A 21225-nucleotide genomic window follows, 5' to 3' on the forward strand; every position below is an offset into this window, starting at 1 on the left:
CTGCTCCTGTCATTTCGTCGGTCCGAACCGTGACAGTATCTGCCGTATGGAGTTCGACGTCTTCATCGAGATCCCCAAGGGCACCCGCAACAAGTACGAGCTGGACCACAAGACGAACCGTCTGCGCCTGGACCGCACCCTGTTCACCGCGACGCAGTACCCGTCCGACTACGGCTTCATCGAGGACACCCTGGGCCAGGACGGCGACCCGCTGGACGCGCTCGTCCTGCTGCCGGAGCCGACCTTCCCGGGCTGCCTGATCAAGGCCCGCGCGATCGGCATGTTCCGGATGACCGACGAGAAGGGCCCGGACGACAAGGTGCTCTGCGTCCCGGCCGGTGACCCGCGCCAGGAGCACCTGCGCGACATCCATCACGTGCCGGAGTTCGACCGGCTGGAGATCCAGCACTTCTTCGAGGTCTACAAGGACCTCGAACCCGGCAAGTCCGTCGAGGGCGCCACCTGGGTCGGCCGCGCGGCCGCCGAGGAAGAGATCACCGCCTCCTTCGAACGCCTGAAGGCCGAAGGCCACTAGTCCTGATCTGCTGAGACGCGGCGGAGCAGGCTCAAGAAGGTCTTGCGCTCCGCCGCGGTCAGTGGTGCCAGCAGGTCCGCCTCGGCGGCGTAGATCAGCTGGTCCATGTCCGTCAGGTGCTCCTCGCCGGCCGGCGTGATCGCGACGATCTTCCGGCGCCGGTCGGCGGCGTCGACCCGGCGCGCCAGCAGCTTCAGTTCCTCGAGCTCGTCGAGCAGCGTGACCAGGTCGCTGCGATCCATCCCGATCCGGTCCGCGAGCGTCGCCTGGACCGCCTCGCCGTCGTCGGCCAGGCTCGCCAGCACGTGGTAGTGCAGCGTCCGGACGCCGCCTTCGGTCATGTGCTGCCGGACCAGCCGCTGGGCGTGCTGGCTCGCCCGGCCGAGCGCGAACAGCACCTGGTCGGACAGCCGATGGTTCGGCGACGTATCCACCCCATCAACTCTATTGGCAGCGCCTCCACTTGGCGTTATCGTGGGAATCTCCCATTATTTATATATCCCACGATATGGAGCACCCACGATGCGCGCAGTGCGCTACCACCGCCACGGCGGTCCCGACGTCCTCCAGCTCGACGAGGTCGCCGTACCCGATCCCGGCCCCGGCCAGGTGCTGATCCAGGCCGAGGCCATCGGTGCGAACGCGATCGACACCGTCCTCCGCCGCGGCGGCACGCCCTGGGACCGCCCCCTCCCCGGCGCACTGACCGGTGAGGTCGTCGGCCGGATCACGGCACTCGGCCCGGAGACCCCGCCCGGTGTCGCGGTCGGCCAACGGGTCGCGGCGCTGGCCGAGGACGCGTTCGCCGAGTACGCCGTCGCCGACGCCGCGTTCCTCGCCCCGATCCCGGACGACGCCGACGCGGCCGAGGCGACCATGATGGCGATGACCGGCCCGCTCGCCTACCGGCTGCTCGAGACCGCGCACGTCCCGGCCGGCGGCGCGCTGGTGATCCACTCGGCGGCCGGCACCATCGGCCACCTCGCCGTCCAGCTCGCGCACTCCTACGACCCCAAGACGATCATCGGTACGGCGTCCTCCCCGCACCGCCTCGACTTCATCCGTTCGCTCGGCGCCGAGGCCGTCGACCTGACCGACCCGGACTGGCCGGCCAAGGTCCGCGAACTCGCTCCCGACGGCGTCGACGCGGTCCTGGACGCGGTCGGCGGCAAGGTCTTCGAGCAGGGCCTCGGCCTGATCCGGCCGGTCGGCACCATGGTGACGTACGGCGCCATCACCACCGAGCTGCCGGTGATACCGCTCAGCGCCCTCTTCGGGTTCAAGTCGGTCACCGGCGTCGCGATCGTGGGCTGGCGCAAAGCCCGCCCCGAGGCAGCCCACGCGGACCTCACCGAGGTCGTCCGGCGCTGGCGGACCGGCGACCTGCGGCCCGTCGTCCATGCCACCCATCCACTCGCCGAGGTCGCCCGGATCCACGAGACCCTCGACGCCCGGACAAACCTGGGGCGGATGGTCGCAACCCCCTGAAATACTGAGCGGCGTGGAGCTTCGGCAGATGCGGTACTTCGTCGGCGTCGCCGAAGAACTGCATTTCGGCAAGGCCGCCGAGCGGCTGTACATCTCCACGCCGACGCTCAGCCAGCAGATCAAGCAGCTCGAACGCGAGGTCGGTACCAGGCTGCTGATCCGGCACTCCCGCGGTGTCGAACTCACCCCGGCCGGCCAGGTCTTCCTGACCCGCGCTCGGGAAACCCTCCAGGCGGCCGGCCTGGCGCTGAAGGACACGCGCCGGGCCGCCGGTCTGGACGAGCCGGTGCTCCGCCTCGGCCTGCTGAACGGCATCCCCGGCTGGCTCCCGGCGGCGCTCGAACAGCTCGCCACGGAACGCTTCCCGAACAGCACCGTCACGCTGGAGGCAGGGACCACCACGGACCAGCTCCGGATGCTCGACGCCGGCGAGATCGACCTCGCCCTGGTCCGTACGCCGGTGACGTTGCCACCGGCAGTCACCTCGGAGCACCTGGCCACCGAGGAGCTCGGCGTACTGCTGACCGCCGGGCACCCGCTCGCCGAGCGCGCCGAGCTCACCTTCGACGACCTGAGCGGACTCGAGCTGATCTGGATCCCACGGGCCGCCGCGCCCGAGTTCCACGACGACACGCTCCGCCGGATCGGGTCCGGCGTCCGGCTGAGCGACATCAGCATGAGTCACTCCCAGCTCCGGTCCGCCCTGCTCGTACGGCGGTCCGCGATCAGCCTCGGGTCCCGCCGGGCCGCGACCCCGGACGTCGTCTGGCGACCACTCGCGGGCCGCCCGCTGGTGGCCCGGTACGCCGCCGTCTGGCGCACCGACTCGACCAACCCGGTCCTGCGGGCGATGACCGTTAGCCCCGGCCTAACGGTGATTAGGCAACAAGTCGTGGCGGACTGACCTCCGCGGTGGTTGGCTCGAAACGTCAACCATTGAAGGAGATTCAGTTGCAGGAACACGTCGTGATCGTCGGCGGCAGCTCAGGTATGGGCCGTGCGCTCGCCGCCGAACTCGTTGCCCAGGGCAGCGAAGTCACTATCGCCGGGCGCACGCCCGCGAAGCTGGAAGCAGTACGCCGGGAGCTCGGCGTACGGACCGTGGAGATGGATCTCGGGAACGAGCGGGACACCGAGCGGCTGTTCGCGACCACCGGCAAGGTCAGCCACATCGTCACCACCGCGGCGGACGTCGGCGGCGCCTACCAGCCGATCATCGAGTACGACGTGAACGCGGCCCGGTCTGCCGTCGACTCCAAGCTGCTCGGGCCGCTGCTGCTCGCCAAGCACGGCGCACCCGTACTCGAACCCGGCGGGTCGATCGTGTTCACGTCCGGCATCGCGGCGTACCGCCCCGGGCCTCGCGCATCGTTGCTCGCGGCACTCAACGGCGCACTCGCCTCGCTGGCCGCGGCGCTCGCCGTCGAACTGGCGCCACTGCGCGTCAACGTGATCTCGCCCGGCTGGGTGGACACGCCGATCTGGCAGGACGTCGCCGGCGACGCCGCGGCCGCGACCCTGGCCGCGATGGCGGACCGGCTTCCGGTCGGCCGCATCGGCCGTACCCAGGACATCGCGGCCGCGATCATCGCCTTGCTGCGCAACGGTTTCATCACCGGCACCGTCCTCCACGCCGACGGCGGACACCGGCTCGTCTAACAGGAATGCGACTTCGGCTACGGGCGGCCGAAGAAGTTCGGTGGGATCCAGTAGTAGACGCTGTCGATCTGCACCGGCTTGCCGGTCCGCGGGGCGTGGATCATCATCCCGCCGCCGATGTACATCGCGACGTGGTGGATGGTGCCCGGGTCGTCCGGGTTCAGCGCCCAGAAGATCAGGTCGCCGGGCCGCAGGTCGTCCTCCTGGATGTGCTGGATCTGCTCGTACTGCGCGACGCTGTAGTGCGGCAGCTGGACGCCGGCCCGCTCCCAGGCACCCTGCGTCAGACCGGAGCAGTCCCAGCGGTTCGGACCGGTGGCACCCCACAGGTACATGTCGCCGAGCTGGTGCATCGCGAACCTGATCGCCGCCGACGCGTCCCCGCCCGAGGAGTTGCCGCCGCCGTCGTTGCCGCCACCGTCGTTGCCATCGCCGTTGTCGCCGGAGGGCTTGTGGTGCTTCGGCTTCTTGCCGTGGTTCTTCTTGGCCTCTTCGCGGGCTTCCTGCTCCTCGCGGGCGCGCTCGGCGGCCGCGGCGCGACGTTCGGCGGCCTCGCGGGCGGCGATCCGGCGCTTCAGCTCGGCGGCCTTGCGGGCGGCTTCCTCGGCGGCCTTGATCCGGGCGAGCTCCTCGAGCCCACGCTGCCGCTGCGCGGCGACCTTGACCGAGATGTTCTGCAGTACGGCGAGCTGGTTGATCGAGTTCGTCCGCTGGACGCCGATCGCGGTCACGGCTGCCGCCTGCGCGGCCTCCGCCGCCTCAGCGGCCTTCTTCGCCGCGGCCGCCTCGTCGGTGGCCTTCTTCACCTTGGCGAGCGCCTGGTCGGCCTGCACCTTGAACAGGTTGGTCATCACCTGGGTGGCCGAGAACCGCAGGTACGAGCCCTGCATCGCGGCCGACACCGAGTGCTGGGCGCCGGCGGAGTCGAGCAGCTGCTGCGGGCCGTCCGCGGTGAACAGCGGCGCGAGCTTCGCGATGTCGCCGCCACCCTGGTACGACGCGGCGGCGAAGCGGCCGATCTGCTGCCGCTGGACGGCCAGCGTCTGCTCCGCCTCCTTGGCGCGGGCCGCGGCGGCGGTCGCGGCGGCCTTCGCCTGCTGCAACCGGTACACGGCGCCGTTGTACGCTTCGTCGGCGATGCCGGACTGGATACCGAGCTGCTCGAGCCGGGCGTTCGCGGCGGCGAGCTCGCGCTCGATCTTGGCGACCTGGGCGGCCTTCGAGCTGGCGGCCTGCTTGGCCCGCTCGACCGCGGCCTTGGACGGGATCACCGGCGGCTTCGGCTTGGCTGCCTCGGCCGGGAGCGTGGGCAGGGCCATCGAGCCGGCCAAGCAGATCGCGAGCACCCCGGAGAGCAGCACCTTGCCTGCCCGTCCGGTCTTCCCAGCACTCGCGACCCGTTCGCCGGACCTGGCCCGTTGGGGCGTCCGCATCGGGATCGTTCCTTCCGCCGGTCACGAACCCCTTCCCCAGGGTTCGTGAACTTTTGGTCCTCCTGGACCACATAGGTGACACTAGTTGCCTACAGCCCCATTGGGAACAGTTTTCACACAAGTATCTTTGTTTCACCCGTGTGTCGGCTTGACAAACTACAAGCTTGTAATTCCGTGAAGTCCCAGGTGGGCGCGTGAAAACGCCCCTCCGTATCCGTGACGGAGGGGCGTTGCGGGACTGCTGAACGTCAGTGCACCAGGCGGCCGACGGCGCCCTTCGCGCCGGAGGCCCAGCAGCCGGCGTTGATGCCGTGGCCGGCGCACTCGACGCTGTCGAAGCTGCCGTCGTAGAACTGCTTCCAGCTACGACCGCCGTCGACACTCACGTCGCTGCCGGACGGACCGACCGCGATCACGGTGAACGGCGACCACGGGACGAAGTGCGAGCCGCTCCGGTAGCCCTTCGGCGCCTGGTCCGCCGGTACGAGCCGCCACGTGCGACCGCCGTCGTACGTCACCGACGCCGCGTTCACCGCCTCGGTCGGCTTGGTGAAGTCGCCGCCGACGGCAACGCCGAACAACGTGTTCCGGAACGCCAGACTGAAGATTCCGGCCGCGGCACCACTGGCCATCGGCGAGTCCGCGACCGTCCAGTGCATGCCGCCGTCGTCGGTCCGGAACACCCGCGGCCGGTCGCCACCACCGGTCGCGAACCACGCCGTCCGGCCAGGTCCGGCGACCAGACACGTCCCGCTGGCGGCGAACCCGAACTCACCGGTCAGCGCGGCCGGCATCCCGCCGGTCGGCTGTACCGTCCAGGACTTGCCACCGTCCGAGGTGGCCGCGATCCGGAACTTTCCGTCGACCGGGTCGCTCATCGCCAGCCCGTGCTTGTCGTCGTTGAACGCGATGCAGTCGTAGAACGCGTTCGGATCGGTGTTGCGGAAAGTCTCCGACCACGTTTGGCCGCCGTCGGCGGTGCGGTAGACCCGGGAATCCTCACCCTCCCCGATCGTCAGCGCGACGGCCCGCCGCGCGTCGAACGCCTCGACGTCGCGGAACTGCAGGCTCTCCGCCCCGGCCGGGCTCACGTTCTGCCAGTGCTTCCCGCCGTCGACCGTCCGCAAGACGGTGCCCGACGTACCTCCCACCCAGGCGACGTCCTTGCTGACCGCAGCCAGCCCACGGAACTGCGCCGTCGTACCGGTCGGCGTCAACTCCCACCGGTACGACGGTCCGCCGTGCGCCTGAGCGGGTACGACGTTCGCCATCAACAACAGACCTCCTGCCGCGAGAGCGGCCACACGCAGGATTCTCATGCGCGTGAACCTAGCCCACCCACAGGGCTGTGTCCGAACGCATCCAGGCCCGGACCTGTCATCTTTGTGAACCCACCAACCATTTCTCGGGCCCGGAAGTGGTTGGTGGGTTCACAAAGATGAGTTGACACCCGGCCGGTTGCAGACGTTTCAGTCTTCGATCAACACCCGATCGATGCCTATCGTTTGACTGCCGAGAACGCTCAGCAGCCGCAGTTTCTCGGCGCTCTCGCTGCCTGGTTCGGCGGTGAAGACGATCAGGGTCTGCTGCTGGTCGCGGTTGTCGATCAGTTCGCAGTACAGCTCCAGCTCGCCGACCGACGGGTGCCGGAACCGCTTGGTCCGGCTGTGCGCGACAACCACCTCGTGCGCGTCCCAGATCTCGGCGAACTCCGGGCTGGCCTTCTGCAGCGCCCGCACGATCGAGGCGGCGTACGACTTCGGGCCGTCGATCGTCGCGACCGTACGCAGCATCGAGACGAGCAGCCGGCTGTGCGTGGACAGTTCGGGTTCGGCGTACAGGATCCGGGTCTCCGGGTGGACGAACCAGCGGTAGACCTCGCTGCGCTCCATGCCCTGGAAGTTGGTCAGCTCGCCGGCGAACGCGACGTGCGTCGGCGTCTGTGCGACGACCTCGCCGCAGCGGTTCAGCAGCATCGCGGGAGTGTCCTGCAGCCGGTCCAGGATCCGCAGCATGCCCGGGTCGACGTGGCACGCCCGCGTGGTCCGTTGCGGCGTACCGTGGCCGGCCAGCAGGAACAGGTGGTCGCGCTCCTCGAGCGTCAGGCGGAGCGCCCGCGCGATCGCGCCGAGCATCTCGGCCGACGGCTGCGGGCCGCGGCCGCCCTCGAGCCGGCTGTAGTAGTCGGCCGACATCGACGCCAGCGCGGCGACCTCCTCGCGGCGCAGGCCCGGCGTACGGCGGCGGCGTCCGCGCGGCATGCCGACGTCCTCGGGCTGCAGGGCCTCGCGGCGTTTGCGCAGGAAGTCGGACAGCTCGGAGTACTCCATACGTCCAGTGTCCACGGGTCCCGGTCGTTAGCCACTGCTTGCCGAGCAGTGGCTGACCGCAGCCTGGTTGCCGTCGGCATCCAGTCGCAGCCTGGAGTCATGAAAACGACCGGCAACACGATCTTCCTCACCGGCGGTACGTCGGGTATCGGCCTCGAACTCGCCCGCCGCTTCCGCGACCTCGGCAACACCGTGATCATCAGCGGCCGCCGCAAGGACCTCCTCGACCGGATCGCCGCCGAGGACCACATCGACGGCGTAGAACTCGACGTGGCCGACCCGACGTCGATCACCGCCGCCTACGAAGCAGTCACCACGAAGTACCCCGAGCTCAACGTCCTGATCACGATGGCCGGCATCATGCAGCCCGAGGACCTCCTGAACCACGACCTCGCACTGGCCGAAGAGATCATCACGATCAACCTGCTGGGCACGATCCGTACGATCACGGCCTTCACGCCACACCTGCTCGAGCAACCGGACGGGGTCGTGATGACGGTCAGCTCAGGTCTCGCGTTCGTCCCGCTGGTGATGACGCCGACGTACAACGCGACGAAGGCAGCCATCCACAGCTACACCCAGAGCCTCCGCCACCAGCTCCCGATCCAGGTGATCGAGCTCGTCCCGCCCGCGGTACAGACCACCATGCTCAACCAGGAGAACGACCCGCACGCCATGCCGCTGGCCGAGTACGCCGACGAAACCATCCAGCTCCTCCACGACAACCCCGACGCCGAGGAGATCCTGGTCAAGCGCGTCCACTTCCTTCGCAACGCCGAGAAGGAGAACCGCTACGAGGCCGTCGTCGCGGCCCTCAACTCAGTCCGCTAACGCCTGCTCGATCCGCTCGACCTTCGCGGTCAGCTGACCGGTGTACCCCGGCCGGATGTCGGCCTTCAACACCAAACTCACCCGAGGCGACGCGGCGGCCACGGCGTCGACGGCCTGCTTCACCACTGCCATCACCTCGTCCCACTCCCCCTCGATGTTCGTGAACATCGCGTTGGTCTCGTTGGGAAGACCGGAGGCACGAACGACACGGATGGCCTCGGCCACCGCCTCGCTCACGCCTCCGGTCTCGTCACCTGCCGACGGGCTGATACTGAAAGCAACGATCATGCGTCCAGGATGTCAGGCTCCTCCTGTGCTCGGCGCTCGGCTCCGGAGGTGGTGAGCAGCGCCTTCTCCTTGATGAACAGGACCGCGATCAGGGCCAGTACGGCGAACGGCACCGACATCATGAACAGGTCCGCGGTCGCGTCGCCGTACGCGTTCTCGACGACGACCCGCACCTGCTCCGGGAGGTCCTTGATGTTCGGTACGGCGTTCCCGCCGCCGGAGGACGCACCGCCGGGGTTCAGCGTCTCGGTGATCTTGTTGGCGAGGATCGCACCGAGGACGCTGACGCCGATGGTGCCGCCCATGCTCCGGAAGAAACTGACGGCCGACGTCGCCGCACCCAGCTCGCGGGCCGGTACGTCGTTCTGCGCCGCGAGGACCAGGTTCTGCATGACGAGACCGATGCCGACACCGAGGACCAGCATGAAGCCCCACAGCATGTACTTCGACGTCTGCGCATCGATCGTGCCGAACAACCCGAGCCCGATCGGCAGCAGCACACTGCCGACGACCAGGTAGATCTTCCACCGGCCGTACTTCGTGATCAGCGCGCCGGCGATCGTGGACGCGGTCATCATGCCGAGGATCATCGGCAGGCTCATCAGGCCGGCCTTGGTCGGCGTGTAGCCCTGCGCGATCTGGAAGTACTGCGCGAGGAATACCGAACCGGCGAACATCGCGACGCCGACCAGTGCGCTCGCGACGATGGCCAGCGTCACCGTCCGGTTGCGGAACAGGTCCATTGGGATGATCGGCTCCGGGTGCCGGCGTTCGACGAGTACGGCGGCCAGCAGCAGGACCGCGGCCGCCGCGACCAGCGCGAAGCTCCAGCCGGAGACCCAGTCGAACTTGTTCCCGGCGAACGAGGACCAGACGAGCAGCGTGCTGACACCGCCCATGATCAGCACCGCACCCCACCAGTCGATCTTCACGTCCCGTTTGACCGTCGGCAGGTTCAGCGTCCGCTGCAGCAGGATCATCGCCGCGATCACGAACGGCACACCGATCAGGAAGCAGGCCCGCCAGCCGAGCGGAGAGTCGACCAGGAAGCCGCCGAGCAACGGCCCGCCGACCGTCGCTGACGCGAAGATCGCGCCGAACACCCCGGAGTACCGGCCGAGCTCGCGCGGCGGGATGATCGCCGCCATCACGATCTGTACCAGCGCGGTCAGACCGCCACCGCCGAGGCCCTGGAGGACGCGGCTGCCGAGCAGCACCTCGATGTTCGGCGCGAAGCCTGCCACCAGCGAGCCGACCACGAAGAAGCTCAGCGACAGCTGGATCAGCAGCTTGTTGTTGTACAGGTCGGCGAGCTTGCCCCACAACGGCACGGTGGCGGTCATCGTCAGCAGCTCGAGCGTGACGACCCAGGTGTACGACGACTGGCTCGCGCCGAGGTCGTGAATGATCCTCGGTAGCGCGGTCGACACCACGGTGCCGGCCAGGATCGCCACGAACAGTCCCATCATCAGGCCGGACATGGCCTGGATCGTCTGCCGCGGGGTGAGTGAGGGACTGACCGCACCCACGGACTCAGGAGTGGGTGACGAGGTCGTCGTCATGAGTTGCCTTTCCGGTTGGACGGCCCGAAGGCGGTGTCGATGCCTTGGGCAAGTAGTTCGAACGCTTCGTCGAGCAGGCCGGGGATCGGCCGGTCCGGAGCGCTCTTGTGCAGCTCCATCACCACCCGGCAGGCGGCGCCCGCGGTACTGACGATCAGCGCGGGCCGGATCGACCCGGCCGGTTCGCCCATCCGCTCGGTGAGTGCTTCGGTGAGCTGACGCTCGTCGTCGATGCTCGACATCATCAGCTGGTACAGCAGCGTCGGGGAGCTCATGATCAGCTCGCCGCGCCGCGACAACTGCCCGTCGCTCTCGAGCTCGCGCAGTACGTCGCGCACGATCAACCACATCGTGGTCAGCGGCGACTCGCCGGCGGGCGCGGTCCGCATCCGCTCGAGCGCCCGGTCGAGATGCTCCGGGTTGCGCGCGAGGATCGCGTGCTCCTTGTGCGGGAAGTAGTTGAAGAACGTCCGCACCGACACGTCGGCCGCCTCGGCGATCTCCTCGACCGTGACGTGCTCCGGCCCCTTCTCCAACGCCAGCCGCAGCGCGGCATCGGCCAGCGCCGCCCGCGTCTGCAGCTTCTTGCGTTCCCGCAACCCACCCTCAGCCCCCACCTGACCAGGTTAGGCAGAAACTTGCACTCACTGCAAACTATTAACTCTGAAATCTTGCAGTGAGTGCAATCGGTCACTCTCCGAACGGTTGCGGCTCGGAACCCGGGATGATCGAACTGCGGTAGTACACCGGGTCCGTGTAGCCGGCCGGTACCTTCCCCAACCCCTGGATCACCGTCGACGTTCCGTTGGCATGCCCAACGGCGTACAGGAAGCCCTGGCCGGTGTCCTTGTCGATCGCGAGCAGCACGACGCCGTACTGACCGCACTTGCGCGCGAGGAGCGTGTCGAACTTCTGCCAGGTCGATCGGCGGACCAGTTTCACCACCGGCTTGAGCGGCGAGCTGAGCGGCAGCCTGATCGTGTAGAGCGCCCCGCTGCGGGTGTTGGCGAGGAAGGTCTCGTACGTCCGGGTCTGGCTGATCAGCGCCATCGACTTGACCGCGGCGAACCCAGGCGCGGACTGCTTGTTCGCCCAGTCGGCGCGCTTGTTGTTCTGCCAACGGAACAGCGTCCCGTCCGAGCGCAACGCGTACTGATGGCGGTACTCGCCCCCGTACTGCGTCGCCGGGTAGAACCGGGTCACGTCGAAGAAGGTGAAGCTTCCCCAGCCACCACCGACCAGCGATCGGTACAGGCTCGTGGGGTCGAAGTTCCCGTCGGCGCCGAAGTAATAGCCGGTGTCGTACATCGAGCTACCGATGACCTGATAGCCGGAGACGTAGCCGGTGTAGGGCGCAGGCACGTCCGGAGTGATCACGGTCGAGCCGGCGATCCGGACCTGGCCCGGCGCGAAGACGCCCTTGTCCGGGCCGCCGAGGGCTTCGACGGTCGGCGGTGTGCTCGCGACGACCATGGTGCGCTGGACGTCGCCGGCAGCGTTGACAGCGCCGGGTGTCACCACGCACGCCGTCGAGCTCACTGTGCTTTTCGACATGGCGGCGGCCGCGACCGTTGGAGCCGGCACGACGACTGTCGCCGCCATCCCCAGAGCTGCCGCACAGGCTGTGAAAGACGAACGATTCATGGGTGACCGCCTCTTCGCGGGGATGTTCTCAGTCAGCTCGATGCACGAACCGCCCCGGAAGTTGTCACCTGACCCGGGGAATCCACGCTGGTACGGCGCGGCAGTACTCCTCGTACTGGCGGCCGTAGCGGGCTCGTAGTACCGGTTCCTCGTACCAGTGGACGAAGGACGCCATTACTGCCCAGGCGACGGCGCCGTAAACGAGGACTCGCCAGTCCAGGAAAAGAAGTGCTTGGCCGAGGATCGCGGTGACCACGCCGACGTACATCGGGTTGCGGACGAAGCGATAGTCGCCGCCGACGACCAGTTCTTCCGTCGGGGCGATCGGGGCGGGGGTGCCACGGCCTTCGCGGACGAAGCGGACGAAGGCTCGCAGTACGACGAACGCGCCGGCCGCGACGATGACGAACGCCGGCCAGAAGCGTGGGCCGGACCAGCCGCTGACCCACCACGGGAGGACTCCGGCGACGACGCAGGGGGCCGCGAAGAAGAACGCCGCGCTGCCGAGGATGGCTTTGGTCATGCTGAATCCTGCACCGCGGCCCCATCCCGGCGCGACGTTCTCCGGCCACTCCGATGACTTTTGCTCGGTGGTCCGCTCTGTACGAGTAGAAGGTCGCCCGTAGCGGTGGTCGCCGGGCTCGCGAGATCGACGAGAAAGAGAACGAAAATGTTGCTGGAGAACAAGAACGTGGTCGTCTACGGCGCCGGCGGAGCAGTCGGCGGCGCGGTCGCACGCGGCTTCGCCCGTGAAGGCGCCAGGGTGTTCCTGACCGGGCGGAATGCCGACAACGTCAACACCGTCGCGAAGGAGATCTCGGCCGCGGGCGGAGCAGCCGAGGCCGCCGTCGTCGATGCGACGGACGAGAAGTCCGTCACCGAACACCTCGCCGCAGTCGTCGCCGACGCCGGCAGCATCGACGTGTCGTTCAACGCCATCGGAATCTCACCGCGCGGACTGCAGGGCATCCCGTTCACCGACCTACCGGTGGACAACTTCCTGCGACCGGTCACGACGTACGCCCAGGCTCACTTCGTGACCGCGAAGTCCGCCGCACGGCACATGATCCCGCGCGGATCGGGAGTGATCATGATGCACACCCCGGAACCGGCCCGTGTCAGCCTGCCCCTGGTCGGCGGCATGAGCGTCGGCTGGGCGGCGATGGAGGCCCTCAACCGGGCACTGTCCGCCGAATGGGCCCAGTACGGCGTCCGCTCGATCTGCCTGCGTACCACCGGGATGGTCGAGACACCGGTCATCGACATCGTGTACGGACTGCACGCCGACGCGCTGGGCATCACCAAGGACCAGTTCACCGCCGCCGCCGGCGCGATGACCCACCGCAAACGCCCCACGACCCTGGCCGAACTCACCTCGGTCGCGGTCTTCCTCGCCTCCGACCAGGCATCCGCCATGACCGGAACCGTCGCCAACCTGACCGGCGGACTCATCGTCGACTGACCCTGATTCGCCGCTATGGGAGGTGCATGGCAATGAACGATCTACTCGCGAACGCGGTCGCCGCTCACGGTGGGATGGACAGGTGGAATCGGATCCGGGCGATCCGCGTCGACGCCTCCATCACCATTGTCGACGCTCGCGACGAGCCGGAGCGGTCGTTCGACGGCCACCGGTTCGAGACGCCGTGGGATGCTCTGCACCTCGCGTACTTCACCGGCGAAGCTCTGTGGACGTACCTGAACACGCCGTTCCTGTTCACGTCAGCAGGTTTCGCCTGCGAGGAGATCGCGCCCATCGACGTCGATGGTGAAACCTGGCGGCGGCTGCACGTGACGTTCCCCGACCACATCAAGAGCCACACCCGCGAACAGGTCTTCTGCTTCGGCCCGGACGGACTCCTGCGCCGCCACGACTTCACCATCGACATCGTCGACCCCGGCACCGAGTCGCAGTTGTACGCCGCCGACTACCGCAACGTCGACGGCATCATCGTCCCGGCCACTCGCCGGGCGTACGCCACCGTGGGCGACGAGCGCATCGTCCTGGTAGCCATCGACATGGCCGGCATCAGCGTCTGCTGATCCGAATTTCCTTCCACTGCAGGAGAATCATGCACATCGGAGTCATCGGCGCCACCGGTACCATCGGCAGCCGAGTCGTCACGGAGGCGCTCGACCGCGGGCACCAGGTCACGGCGTACAGCCGCGACGTCTCCGGCGTTCAGGAAGACCGCGAGAACATCCAGTGGAAGAAGGTCGACGTCACCGAGGCCGGCAGTATCGCCGCGGTCCTGCCCGGCCTCGACGTCCTGATCAGCGGATTCGGACCCGGCAATGCCGCCGACGACCCCGGTGACGCGGTGGTACGCGCCATCGCCGACCCCGGCATCTACGCCCGGGCTGCCACCGCGTTGCTGACCGCATTGGCAGGCAGCCCACGGGTTCGGCTGATCGTGATCGGCGGCGCGGCGAGTCTCGAACTCGAGCCCGGACGGGTGTTTGCCGACTCCGACGAACTTCTCCATGCCGCGATCGACGGCTTCGGGCTGCCTCGCGAGTACGCCGCGGCGATGCGGGGCCACGGCGATGCGCTGAGCCTGTTCCGTACCTCCAACCGGCTCTGGACCTACCTCAGCCCAGCCCTGGAGATCGCCCCCGGCGAACGCACCGGCCGGTTCCGGATCGGTGGCGACCAGCCCGTCATGGACGCCGAGGGGCGCAGCCGGATCTCCGCCGAGGACGCGGCCGTCGCTGTTCTCGACGAGGCCGAGCTTCCGCGCTTCGTACAGCGCCGCTTCACCATCGGCTATTGAGCCCGGCACCGACGTGACGTCGACAACCGAGCCAGGAAGGGCGGATCATGCGCACCGTGGTTGAATCCGAGGCCGGCAACGAGGATTTCGGAACGCTGAGCGAACCGTTCCGGCGCGAGTTGCTGGCGTACTGCTACCGCATGCTCGGCTCGGTCCACGAGGCCGAAGAAGTCGTACAGGACGTCCTCCTCGACGCCTGGCGTGCGTACGACAGGTTCGAGGGCAGGTCGTCGCTGCGGACCTGGCTGTACCGAATCGCGGCCCGGGCCTGTCTCAAGGCGCTCGAGAAGGGCCGGCGCAGGCCGCTGCCCGCCGACCTCGGCGCGCCCGAGACAAACCCGGAGGCCAGGCTGGCCGAGCGAACGCCGGAAGTACCGTGGCTGCAGCCGATACCCGACTTCCTCTTCACCACCGCACCGGTCGATCCGGCAACGGCCGTGGTGGAACGGCAAACGATGCGGCTCGCCCTGGTGGGAGCTCTCCAACAGCTACCACCGCGGCAGCGTGCCGTGCTGATCCTTCGCGACGTACTGCAGTGGCGGACCAGCGAAGTCGCCGAACTGCTGGAGATGACCACCGCGGCCGTCAACAGCGCGTTACAGCGAGCCCGAGCGCAGGTTCCGCTCAACGAGGACCGCCTCACCGAACCTGTCGAGCCACAGCAGCGGGCGCTTCTCGACCGGTACACCAAGGCCTTCGAAACCGCGGACGTCGATCAGCTCGTCGCGGTCCTGACCGAGGACGCGCGCTGGGAAATGCCGCCGATCGCCACCTGGTTCGAAGGCCGCGACACGATCGTCGCCTTCCTGGCCAAACAAATGCAGACGATCGGGCCGGCCGAACTGGTCGCCACCTCGGCCAACGGACAGCCCGCGTTCGCGGTGTACGCCCGCGGCCGCGACGGTGCGTACCAACCACACGCAATCCACGTACTGACACTCACCCCGCAGGGCGTCAGCAGAATCGTCGCCTTCCACGGCTCCGGGCTGTTTCCACTGTTCGGCCTCTGACCAGGCACCCGCATGTCCGAACAGGAACACCGGGCTGAACACGACGCCGCGCTCCACGCGCAACTGCGGCTGTTCTGCGAACTGATGCTCGGCTCATCCGAAGCCGCCGACTCCGCCCTCGAACAGATCCACCGCCGCGCACTCGACGACGACCAGGAGGGCCGCCCGCCGGACTGCCTCCACCTGTTCCGCATCGCAGCCAACCTCTGCGGAGTCCGGCGGAAAGATCCGGGCGGCGGCAACCTTTGCCGTGCCTGTGACAACTAGGGGGAGATCAGGCCGCCCCGTTGCCTGCATCCGTCTTCCTCCGGTGAATGACCTGCAAGGAGTACATCCCCCATGGACAACCCCACGCGTCGCGGGCGATACCGCCGCCGCTGGACCGCCGCCGGTCTGCTGGCCGGCGTGCCCGCCATCGCCGTACCGTGCATCCTGTTCGCGCAGCAGGACTCGCAGGCCGCGACGATCGACGGCAACGCCTACTATCAGCTGGTTTCCGTGCGCAGCGGCAAGGTGCTCGACGTCAACGGCTTCTCCACCGCCGACGGCGCCCGTGTCCAGCAGTGGACCGACCAGCACACCGCCAACCAGCAGTGGAAGCTGAGGGCCACCGGGGACGGCTACTACGAGCTGGTGAACCGCAACAGCGGCAAAGTGCTCGGCATAGCGGGCAGCTCGACCGCCAACGCAGCGGCCGCCGAGCAACAGACCGACAGCTCCTCCACCGCTCAGGAGTGGAAGATCAGCGAGGTGAGCGGTTCCGACGCCGTCACCTTCACCTCCCACAAGAGCGGCCAGCTCCTGGACGTCTTCGGAAACTCCACCGCCGAGGGCGCGGCCGTCATCCAGTTTCCCGCTACGGGCGGCGCCAACCAGCAATGGAAGCTGGTCAAGTCGGACCAGCCCGAGACGCCCGGCTCCGGCCCGTACGCGTGGAAGAACGCCCAGGTGGTGGGCGGCGGATACGTCACCGGTCTGGTGTTCAACCCGCGCGAGAAGGGCCTGCTGTACGCGCGCACCGACATGGGCGGCGCCTACCGCTGGGACACCGCGGCCGAGCAGTGGATCCCGCTGACCGACTGGGCCGGCGAGAAGGACTGGAACCTGCTGGGCATCGATTCGCTGGCCACCGACCCCGTAGACCCCGACCGGCTCTACCTGGGGGCGGGGACCTACACCAACGACTGGGCGGGCAACGGCGCGATTCTGCGCTCCACCGATCGGGGCCGCAGCTTCCAGCGCACCGATCTGCCGTTCAAGCTGGGCAGCAACGAGCCCGGCCGCGGGGCGGGCGAGCGGCTCGTGATCGACCCCGCGAACCACGGCACCCTGCTGCTCGGCACCCGCAAGAACGGCCTGTGGCGCAGCACCGACTACGGCGCGACCTGGAGTCAGGTCTCCTCGTTCCCCGTCAAGGACGGGGCGAGCAGCGGCGCGGGCATCTCGTTCGTGACGTACGGCCCGGCGGGCAGCAACACGGTCTACATCGGCGTCAACGACAAGTCCACCTCCCTGTACCGCTCCACCGACGGCGGCAACAGCTGGCAGGCCGTCTCCGGCCGGCCGGCCGGCCAGATGCCGCAGCACGGTGTGGTCTCCGGTGACGGTTCGCTGTACCTGACGTACAGCAACGACATCGGCCCCAACGACGTGACGGCGGGCTCGGTGTGGAAGTACACGCCGTCCAGCGGCGCGTGGAAGAACATCTCCCCGTCCCAGGGCAGTTACGGGTTCTCCGGTCTGGCCGTCGACCCGCAGAAGCCGTCCACGGTGATGGTCACCACCCTCGACCGCTGGTGGCCCCAGGACGAGCTCTACCGGACCACCGACGGCGGTACGACGTGGACGCCGCTGGCCGACAAGTCGGTGCGGGACGCTTCCGGCGCTCCGTACGTCGGTACCGGGATCGGGCACTGGATGACCGCGCTGGCCATCGATCCTTTCGACTCCGGGGACGTGCTGTACGGCCTCGGCAACGGCATCTGGCGCAGCAAGGACGCGAACGCCTCCGACAGCGGCGGTACCAGCCACTGGATCTCCGGGGCCCGGGGGCTGGAGGAGACCTCGCTGGCGGACGCGATCGCGCCTCCCGGCGGCGCCACCGTCATCACCTCCATGGGCGACCAAGGCGGCTTCCGCCACGACTCCCTGACCGAGGTGCCCGCCGGACGGCTGAAGAACCCGCTGATGAGCAGCAGCACCGACATCGATTTCGCCCAGTCGGCCCCCGCGGTGATGGTCCGCGTCGGCACTGGCGGCGCGCAGGACGGCGCCTACTCCACCGACGGCGGCAGCAGCTGGAACGGCTTCACGGCAGAGCCGGTGGGCAGCGCGAACAGCGGCCATGTCGCGCTCGCGGCGGACGGCTCCACCATCGTATGGACCGAGGCCGGCCAGGCGCCGTACCGCTCGACGGACAAGGGAGCGAGCTGGTCGAAGGTCAGCGGCCTGGGCACCGACGCCGTGGTTGTCGCCGACCGCTCCTCGGCCGGCACCTTCTACTCACTCACGGGCGGCACGCTCTACGCCAGCACCGACGGCGGCGCGACCTTCACCGCCCGCGCAGGCAACCTGCCTGCCGGCCGGCTCACTGCCGTTCCCGGCGTCGCAGGAGACCTGTGGATCTCCGGCGGCGGCAGGGGCCTGCTGCACTCCACCGACGGGGGCCGCAGCTTCACCGCGCTCGCCTCGGTGCAGTCCGCTTCCGCCCTCGGCTTCGGCAAGGCCGCGCCAGGCACGACGTACCAGGCCCTTTACCTGATCGGCACTGTCCAGAACGTCACCGGAGTCTTCCGCTCCACCGACAAGGGCGCCAGCTGGGTCCGCATCAACGACGACGCGCACCAGTGGGGCAGCATCGGCGGACCTGGCGTCATCACCGGTGACCCCGACACCTACGGCCGCGTCTACATCGGCACCAACGGACGCGGTCTGCTGTACGGCGACCCGTCCTGACGCACACCCCTGTGCTCCGGGTCGGCCGGTAGGCGGACCCGGAGCACGGCTGCTGCGGCTGGACATCAAGCCTGTCCAAAGGCTTCCCGAATCCGTCGAAGCCGCGGCGCACTGCTTGGTCAGCGAGCGGATTCCTGTAGGGCCTCGATCAGGGCGATCGTGGCGGGTGGGTCCGGGGGTTCGCCGTACGTGACGGCGTGGATCTCGCGGCGGTAGCCCGGGACCTGGGTTGCGTGGATGCCGGGGAGCCGGTGGGCCTCGAGGGCCAGGCCGGGCAGGGTGGTGACGCCGATCCCGGCCGCGACGAAGGCCTGGACGACAACCATGTCGTCGCTCAGCGAGCCGATCCGCGGTGTGAAACCGGCCGCGCCGCACACCGCGAACAGCTCCTCCTGACAACGCTCGCAACCACCGATCCAGGGGGAGTAGCGATGGTTCTCAAGGCTGTCGCCGGCGCTCCGGCTGATCAGGTAGATGGGGTCGTCGCGAAGGTGCACGAAACGGAACGCATCCTCCTCGGCGGGCGCGTCAGCGGCCCGGTAGCTGAGCGCCACGTCGATCTCGCCGCGCCGCAGCAGCTGCAGCGCCTCGGCCGGATGCCGCTCGAGCAGACTCAGTTCGATCCCCGGACGAGCCTCGGCCAGCGCGGCCGCCGCCTTCGGGACCAGGGTGCTCAGCACCGACGCGTTCGCGGCCAGTCGGACCCGGCCGGACTGCAGGCCGACCTGGGCGGCGAGTTCGTTGGTCGCGGCATCGATCCGGCCGATGATCTCGGCGGCGCGGTTCGCGAGCAGCTCGCCCTCCGGCGTCAGCCGGATGCCCCGGCCGATCCGCTGGACGAGCTTCACCCCCGTGGCGGCCTCCAGGCGGGCCAGGTGGTGGCTTACCGACGGCTGTGAGTAGTGCAGCTCGCGCGCGGCCTCCGTCACCGAGCCGTGCCGGGCGACCGAGGCGAGCACCTGCAGATGAACTGGATTGAGCACACATCAAGAATATCAATATGTTGCGCGACGAATTGGCATTAGACGTCATCTGACTCCGAACCCATGCTGAGAGCACCGCACATCCGAGGAGGAACGATGAGCAAGTTCAGGTGCCACATCTCGATCTCGCTGGACGGCTTCGTCGCCGGACCGAACCAGAGCGTCGAGGACCCGCTCGGCGAGGGCGGGGAGCGGCTGCACGACTGGATCACCCCGCTCGCCGCCTGGCGGGAGGCGCACGAAAAGCAGGGTGGCCAGGTGAATGCGAGCGGACAGGTCGTCGAGGAGTCGCGGGCGAACATCGGCGCCGCGGTGATGGGCCGGAACATGTTCGGCCCGATCGGCGGCGGTCCGTGGACCGACCCGGACTGGAAGGGCTGGTGGGGCGACAACCCGCCGTACCACTACCCGGTCTTCGTGGTGACGCACCATCCGCGGGAGTCGATCGAGATGGCGGGCGGGACGACGTACCACTTCGTCACCGAAGGGATCGAATCCGCGCTCGAACAGGCCAAGAAGGCCGCCGACGGCAAGGACGTCATGCTCTGGGGCGGCGGGACGATCATCCAGCAGTACCTGGCGGCCGGGCTGCTCGACGAGCTCGAGTTGCACGTCACGCCAGTGGTGCTCGGCGGCGGGTCGCGCGTGTTCGGCGATGGCCTGCAGGTCCAGCTCGAGCAGGTGCGGGCCATCGAGGGGCCCGGGGTCGCGCATCTGAAGTACCGGGTCCTGAGATGAGCGGGATCGCCGTGGCGGCGAGCGCCGACGCTCGCGCCTCGCTGAACCGCGGCCTGCTCTTCGGAGTCTCGACGTACGGGATCTGGGGGCTGCTGCCGTTGTACTGGCGGTTGCTCGACGGCGCCGGTGCGGTCGAGGTCCTCGCGCACCGCTTCCTCTGGACACTGGCGGTGATCGCGGTGCTGTTGTGGATGCGGCCGCGGCCCGGCTGGCGGCAGGAGCTGCGCGCGCGGCCGGCGGCGTTGCGCGCTCTCGCCGCGGCGGCCTTCGTGATCGCGTTCAACTGGTACCTCTACATCTGGGGTGTCAACCACGGCCGGGTCGTGGAGACCTCCCTCGGGTACTTCGTCAGCCCGTTGATCACCGTTGTCGGCGGGGTGCTGCTGTTCCGCGAGCGGTTGCGGCGCGCGCAGTGGTTCGCGATCTCGCTGGCCGGGCTGGCGGTGCTGTGGCTGACCGTCGACTACGGCCGGATTCCGTGGGTCGCGGTCGGGCTCGCGGTGACCTTCGCGACGTACGGCATGCTGAAGAAGAAGGCCGGGGCGGGCGCGGTCGAGGGGCTCGCGGTGGAGGCGACGATCATCCTGCCGTTCGTGCTCGGCTATCTCGTCTGGCTCGAGCTCGTCGGCCGTGCAACCTTCGCTCACGCCGGCCTGTCGACATCGCTCCTCCTGATGGCCACCGGCCCGGCCACAGCGATCCCGCTGCTGTCGTTCGCCGGGGCCATCAGGCGGATCCCGCTCACCTACCTGGGCCTCCTGCAGTACCTGACTCCGTCGACCCAGTTCCTCCTCGGCATCTCGCTCTTCGGCGAACCCCTGCCCTTCACACGCCTCATCGGTTTCCTCCTCATCTGGACCGCCCTGGCAATCTTCACCGCAGCCGGTAGGCGCCCTCGATCCGCTGGGTGATCGCGCTTATGTTTGCCTCTGGCCACGAGTCGGGGCGGTCGCTACCGGTTGTCAACCTTCTGGCGTGGGGTGGCGTCTCAGCCG

Annotated in this window: 23 protein-coding genes; 13 read left to right on the forward strand and 10 right to left on the reverse strand. The window is 68.5% G+C overall.

What is annotated here, in order from left to right:
• The first annotated feature begins 46 nt into the window (after positions 1-46).
• Positions 47-535 carry an inorganic diphosphatase gene (locus tag ACZ5BU_RS07095; protein ID WP_465696211.1) on the forward strand — a complete coding sequence of 163 codons (489 nt, stop codon included), beginning with the start codon at positions 47-49 and terminating at the stop codon, positions 533-535.
• Here ACZ5BU_RS07095 and ACZ5BU_RS07100 read toward each other — a convergent pair.
• Entirely contained in the window at positions 532-969 is a 438-nt protein-coding gene (locus ACZ5BU_RS07100) for a MarR family winged helix-turn-helix transcriptional regulator (protein ID WP_465696213.1), read from the reverse strand. The genes ACZ5BU_RS07095 and ACZ5BU_RS07100 overlap by 4 nt on opposite strands.
• An 88-nt stretch (positions 970-1057) precedes the next feature.
• Between ACZ5BU_RS07100 and ACZ5BU_RS07105 the strand changes: the two genes are divergently transcribed.
• From ACZ5BU_RS07105 to ACZ5BU_RS07115, 3 genes are read left to right on the forward strand one after another with little or no spacing between them, the layout of a single operon-like run.
• Entirely contained in the window at positions 1058-2023 is a 966-nt protein-coding gene (locus tag ACZ5BU_RS07105; RefSeq protein ID WP_465696215.1) for a quinone oxidoreductase family protein, read from the forward strand.
• A gap of 13 nt (positions 2024-2036) precedes the next feature.
• Positions 2037-2927: a LysR family transcriptional regulator gene (locus ACZ5BU_RS07110; protein ID WP_465696217.1), complete on the forward strand. Its 891-nt coding sequence runs from the start codon at positions 2037-2039 to the stop codon at positions 2925-2927.
• 47 nt (positions 2928-2974) lie between these two features.
• Positions 2975-3682 (forward strand): SDR family oxidoreductase, encoded by a 708-nt coding sequence (locus ACZ5BU_RS07115; protein WP_465696218.1) that lies wholly within the window; start codon positions 2975-2977, stop codon positions 3680-3682.
• 17 nt (positions 3683-3699) lie between these two features.
• Here ACZ5BU_RS07115 and ACZ5BU_RS07120 read toward each other — a convergent pair whose 3' ends face one another.
• The 3 genes from ACZ5BU_RS07120 to ACZ5BU_RS07130 form a co-directional block, all read right to left on the reverse strand.
• Positions 3700-5115, reverse strand: coding sequence for a C40 family peptidase (locus ACZ5BU_RS07120; RefSeq protein ID WP_465696220.1), 1416 nt, complete (start codon positions 5113-5115; stop codon positions 3700-3702).
• Positions 5116-5363: 248 nt separating this feature from the next.
• Positions 5364-6434, reverse strand: coding sequence for a WD40/YVTN/BNR-like repeat-containing protein (locus ACZ5BU_RS07125; RefSeq protein ID WP_465696222.1), 1071 nt, complete (start codon positions 6432-6434; stop codon positions 5364-5366).
• 150 nt (positions 6435-6584) lie between these two features.
• Positions 6585-7445 carry a helix-turn-helix transcriptional regulator gene (locus tag ACZ5BU_RS07130; RefSeq protein WP_465696224.1) on the reverse strand — a complete coding sequence of 287 codons (861 nt, stop codon included), beginning with the start codon at positions 7443-7445 and terminating at the stop codon, positions 6585-6587.
• Between the two features lie 99 nt (positions 7446-7544).
• On the opposite strand from ACZ5BU_RS07130, the gene ACZ5BU_RS07135 reads away from it, so the two are divergent.
• A complete protein-coding gene (locus tag ACZ5BU_RS07135; protein WP_465696226.1) occupies positions 7545-8276 on the forward strand; it encodes an SDR family oxidoreductase in 732 nt (243 codons plus the stop codon).
• Here the strand turns inward: ACZ5BU_RS07135 and ACZ5BU_RS07140 are convergent.
• The 5 genes from ACZ5BU_RS07140 to ACZ5BU_RS07160 all read right to left on the reverse strand — a co-directional run bounded on the left by ACZ5BU_RS07140 (position 8265) and on the right by ACZ5BU_RS07160 (position 12293).
• Positions 8265-8564 carry a thiamine-binding protein gene (locus ACZ5BU_RS07140; protein ID WP_465696228.1) on the reverse strand — a complete coding sequence of 100 codons (300 nt, stop codon included), beginning with the start codon at positions 8562-8564 and terminating at the stop codon, positions 8265-8267. The two genes, ACZ5BU_RS07135 and ACZ5BU_RS07140, sit on opposite strands and share 12 nt — an antisense overlap.
• Positions 8561-10045 (reverse strand): MFS transporter, encoded by a 1485-nt coding sequence (locus ACZ5BU_RS07145; protein WP_465696230.1) that lies wholly within the window; start codon positions 10043-10045, stop codon positions 8561-8563. The genes ACZ5BU_RS07140 and ACZ5BU_RS07145 overlap by 4 nt, the downstream gene beginning before the upstream one ends.
• A gap of 77 nt (positions 10046-10122) precedes the next feature.
• Complete coding sequence (locus ACZ5BU_RS07150; protein ID WP_465696232.1) at positions 10123-10743, reverse strand: TetR family transcriptional regulator; 621 nt, start codon at positions 10741-10743, stop codon at positions 10123-10125.
• Positions 10744-10816: 73 nt separating this feature from the next.
• Positions 10817-11770 (reverse strand): hypothetical protein, encoded by a 954-nt coding sequence (locus ACZ5BU_RS07155; RefSeq protein ID WP_465696233.1) that lies wholly within the window; start codon positions 11768-11770, stop codon positions 10817-10819.
• A 64-nt stretch (positions 11771-11834) separates the two neighbouring features.
• Positions 11835-12293 (reverse strand): methyltransferase family protein, encoded by a 459-nt coding sequence (locus ACZ5BU_RS07160; RefSeq protein ID WP_465696235.1) that lies wholly within the window; start codon positions 12291-12293, stop codon positions 11835-11837.
• A gap of 147 nt (positions 12294-12440) precedes the next feature.
• Here ACZ5BU_RS07160 and ACZ5BU_RS07165 point away from each other — a divergent pair, with 147 nt between their 5' ends.
• The 6 genes from ACZ5BU_RS07165 (at position 12441) to ACZ5BU_RS07190 (ending at position 18509) form a co-directional block, all read left to right on the forward strand.
• A complete protein-coding gene (locus tag ACZ5BU_RS07165; protein ID WP_465696237.1) occupies positions 12441-13232 on the forward strand; it encodes an SDR family NAD(P)-dependent oxidoreductase in 792 nt (263 codons plus the stop codon).
• Positions 13233-13264: 32 nt separating this feature from the next.
• Positions 13265-13813 (forward strand): hypothetical protein, encoded by a 549-nt coding sequence (locus ACZ5BU_RS07170; RefSeq protein ID WP_465696239.1) that lies wholly within the window; start codon positions 13265-13267, stop codon positions 13811-13813.
• Positions 13814-13842: 29 nt separating this feature from the next.
• Positions 13843-14544, forward strand: a complete 702-nt coding sequence (locus tag ACZ5BU_RS07175; protein ID WP_465696241.1) for an NAD(P)-dependent oxidoreductase — start codon at positions 13843-13845, stop codon at positions 14542-14544.
• 47 nt (positions 14545-14591) lie between these two features.
• Complete coding sequence (locus tag ACZ5BU_RS07180; protein WP_465696243.1) at positions 14592-15554, forward strand: sigma-70 family RNA polymerase sigma factor; 963 nt, start codon at positions 14592-14594, stop codon at positions 15552-15554.
• A gap of 12 nt (positions 15555-15566) precedes the next feature.
• A complete protein-coding gene (locus tag ACZ5BU_RS07185) occupies positions 15567-15821 on the forward strand; it encodes a hypothetical protein (RefSeq protein ID WP_465696245.1) in 255 nt (84 codons plus the stop codon).
• A gap of 72 nt (positions 15822-15893) precedes the next feature.
• Positions 15894-18509 carry an RICIN domain-containing protein gene (locus tag ACZ5BU_RS07190; RefSeq protein ID WP_465696247.1) on the forward strand — a complete coding sequence of 872 codons (2616 nt, stop codon included), beginning with the start codon at positions 15894-15896 and terminating at the stop codon, positions 18507-18509.
• Between the two features lie 119 nt (positions 18510-18628).
• Here ACZ5BU_RS07190 and ACZ5BU_RS07195 read toward each other — a convergent pair whose 3' ends face one another.
• On the reverse strand, positions 18629-19492 hold the full coding sequence (locus ACZ5BU_RS07195; RefSeq protein ID WP_465696249.1) for a LysR family transcriptional regulator: 864 nt from the start codon (positions 19490-19492) through the stop codon (positions 18629-18631).
• A 96-nt stretch (positions 19493-19588) separates the two neighbouring features.
• Between ACZ5BU_RS07195 and ACZ5BU_RS07200 the strand changes: the two genes are divergently transcribed.
• Together ACZ5BU_RS07200 and rarD are read left to right on the forward strand one after the other, a co-directional pair.
• Entirely contained in the window at positions 19589-20230 is a 642-nt protein-coding gene (locus ACZ5BU_RS07200) for a dihydrofolate reductase family protein (RefSeq protein ID WP_465696251.1), read from the forward strand.
• Positions 20227-21141: an EamA family transporter RarD gene (gene rarD, locus ACZ5BU_RS07205; protein ID WP_465696252.1), complete on the forward strand. Its 915-nt coding sequence runs from the start codon at positions 20227-20229 to the stop codon at positions 21139-21141. Before ACZ5BU_RS07200 ends, rarD begins: the two co-directional genes overlap by 4 nt.
• The last annotated feature ends 84 nt before the right edge of the window (positions 21142-21225 follow it).

This window comes from Kribbella sp. NPDC031520, assembly GCF_055580825.1.

What these genes read in the sequence shown, in the direction of transcription:
- ACZ5BU_RS07160 (WP_465696235.1), bottom strand. Translation starts at nt 12,293, where the DNA reads ATGACCAAAGCCATCCTCGGCAGCGCGGCGTTCTTCTTCGCGGCCCCC.
- ACZ5BU_RS07125 (WP_465696222.1), bottom strand. Translation starts at nt 6,434, where the DNA reads ATGAGAATCCTGCGTGTGGCCGCTCTCGCGGCAGGAGGTCTGTTGTTG.
- ACZ5BU_RS07135 (WP_465696226.1), top strand. Translation starts at nt 7,545, where the DNA reads ATGAAAACGACCGGCAACACGATCTTCCTCACCGGCGGTACGTCGGGT.
- ACZ5BU_RS07200 (WP_465696251.1), top strand. Translation starts at nt 19,589, where the DNA reads ATGAGCAAGTTCAGGTGCCACATCTCGATCTCGCTGGACGGCTTCGTC.
- ACZ5BU_RS07190 (WP_465696247.1), top strand. Translation starts at nt 15,894, where the DNA reads ATGGACAACCCCACGCGTCGCGGGCGATACCGCCGCCGCTGGACCGCC.
- ACZ5BU_RS07155 (WP_465696233.1), bottom strand. Translation starts at nt 11,770, where the DNA reads ATGAATCGTTCGTCTTTCACAGCCTGTGCGGCAGCTCTGGGGATGGCG.
- ACZ5BU_RS07175 (WP_465696241.1), top strand. Translation starts at nt 13,843, where the DNA reads ATGCACATCGGAGTCATCGGCGCCACCGGTACCATCGGCAGCCGAGTC.
- ACZ5BU_RS07095 (WP_465696211.1), top strand. Translation starts at nt 47, where the DNA reads ATGGAGTTCGACGTCTTCATCGAGATCCCCAAGGGCACCCGCAACAAG.
- rarD (WP_465696252.1), top strand. Translation starts at nt 20,227, where the DNA reads ATGAGCGGGATCGCCGTGGCGGCGAGCGCCGACGCTCGCGCCTCGCTG.
- ACZ5BU_RS07140 (WP_465696228.1), bottom strand. Translation starts at nt 8,564, where the DNA reads ATGATCGTTGCTTTCAGTATCAGCCCGTCGGCAGGTGACGAGACCGGA.
- ACZ5BU_RS07105 (WP_465696215.1), top strand. Translation starts at nt 1,058, where the DNA reads ATGCGCGCAGTGCGCTACCACCGCCACGGCGGTCCCGACGTCCTCCAG.
- ACZ5BU_RS07170 (WP_465696239.1), top strand. Translation starts at nt 13,265, where the DNA reads ATGAACGATCTACTCGCGAACGCGGTCGCCGCTCACGGTGGGATGGAC.
- ACZ5BU_RS07130 (WP_465696224.1), bottom strand. Translation starts at nt 7,445, where the DNA reads ATGGAGTACTCCGAGCTGTCCGACTTCCTGCGCAAACGCCGCGAGGCC.
- ACZ5BU_RS07185 (WP_465696245.1), top strand. Translation starts at nt 15,567, where the DNA reads ATGTCCGAACAGGAACACCGGGCTGAACACGACGCCGCGCTCCACGCG.
- ACZ5BU_RS07145 (WP_465696230.1), bottom strand. Translation starts at nt 10,045, where the DNA reads ATGTCCGGCCTGATGATGGGACTGTTCGTGGCGATCCTGGCCGGCACC.
- ACZ5BU_RS07180 (WP_465696243.1), top strand. Translation starts at nt 14,592, where the DNA reads ATGCGCACCGTGGTTGAATCCGAGGCCGGCAACGAGGATTTCGGAACG.
- ACZ5BU_RS07120 (WP_465696220.1), bottom strand. Translation starts at nt 5,115, where the DNA reads ATGCGGACGCCCCAACGGGCCAGGTCCGGCGAACGGGTCGCGAGTGCT.
- ACZ5BU_RS07165 (WP_465696237.1), top strand. Translation starts at nt 12,441, where the DNA reads ATGTTGCTGGAGAACAAGAACGTGGTCGTCTACGGCGCCGGCGGAGCA.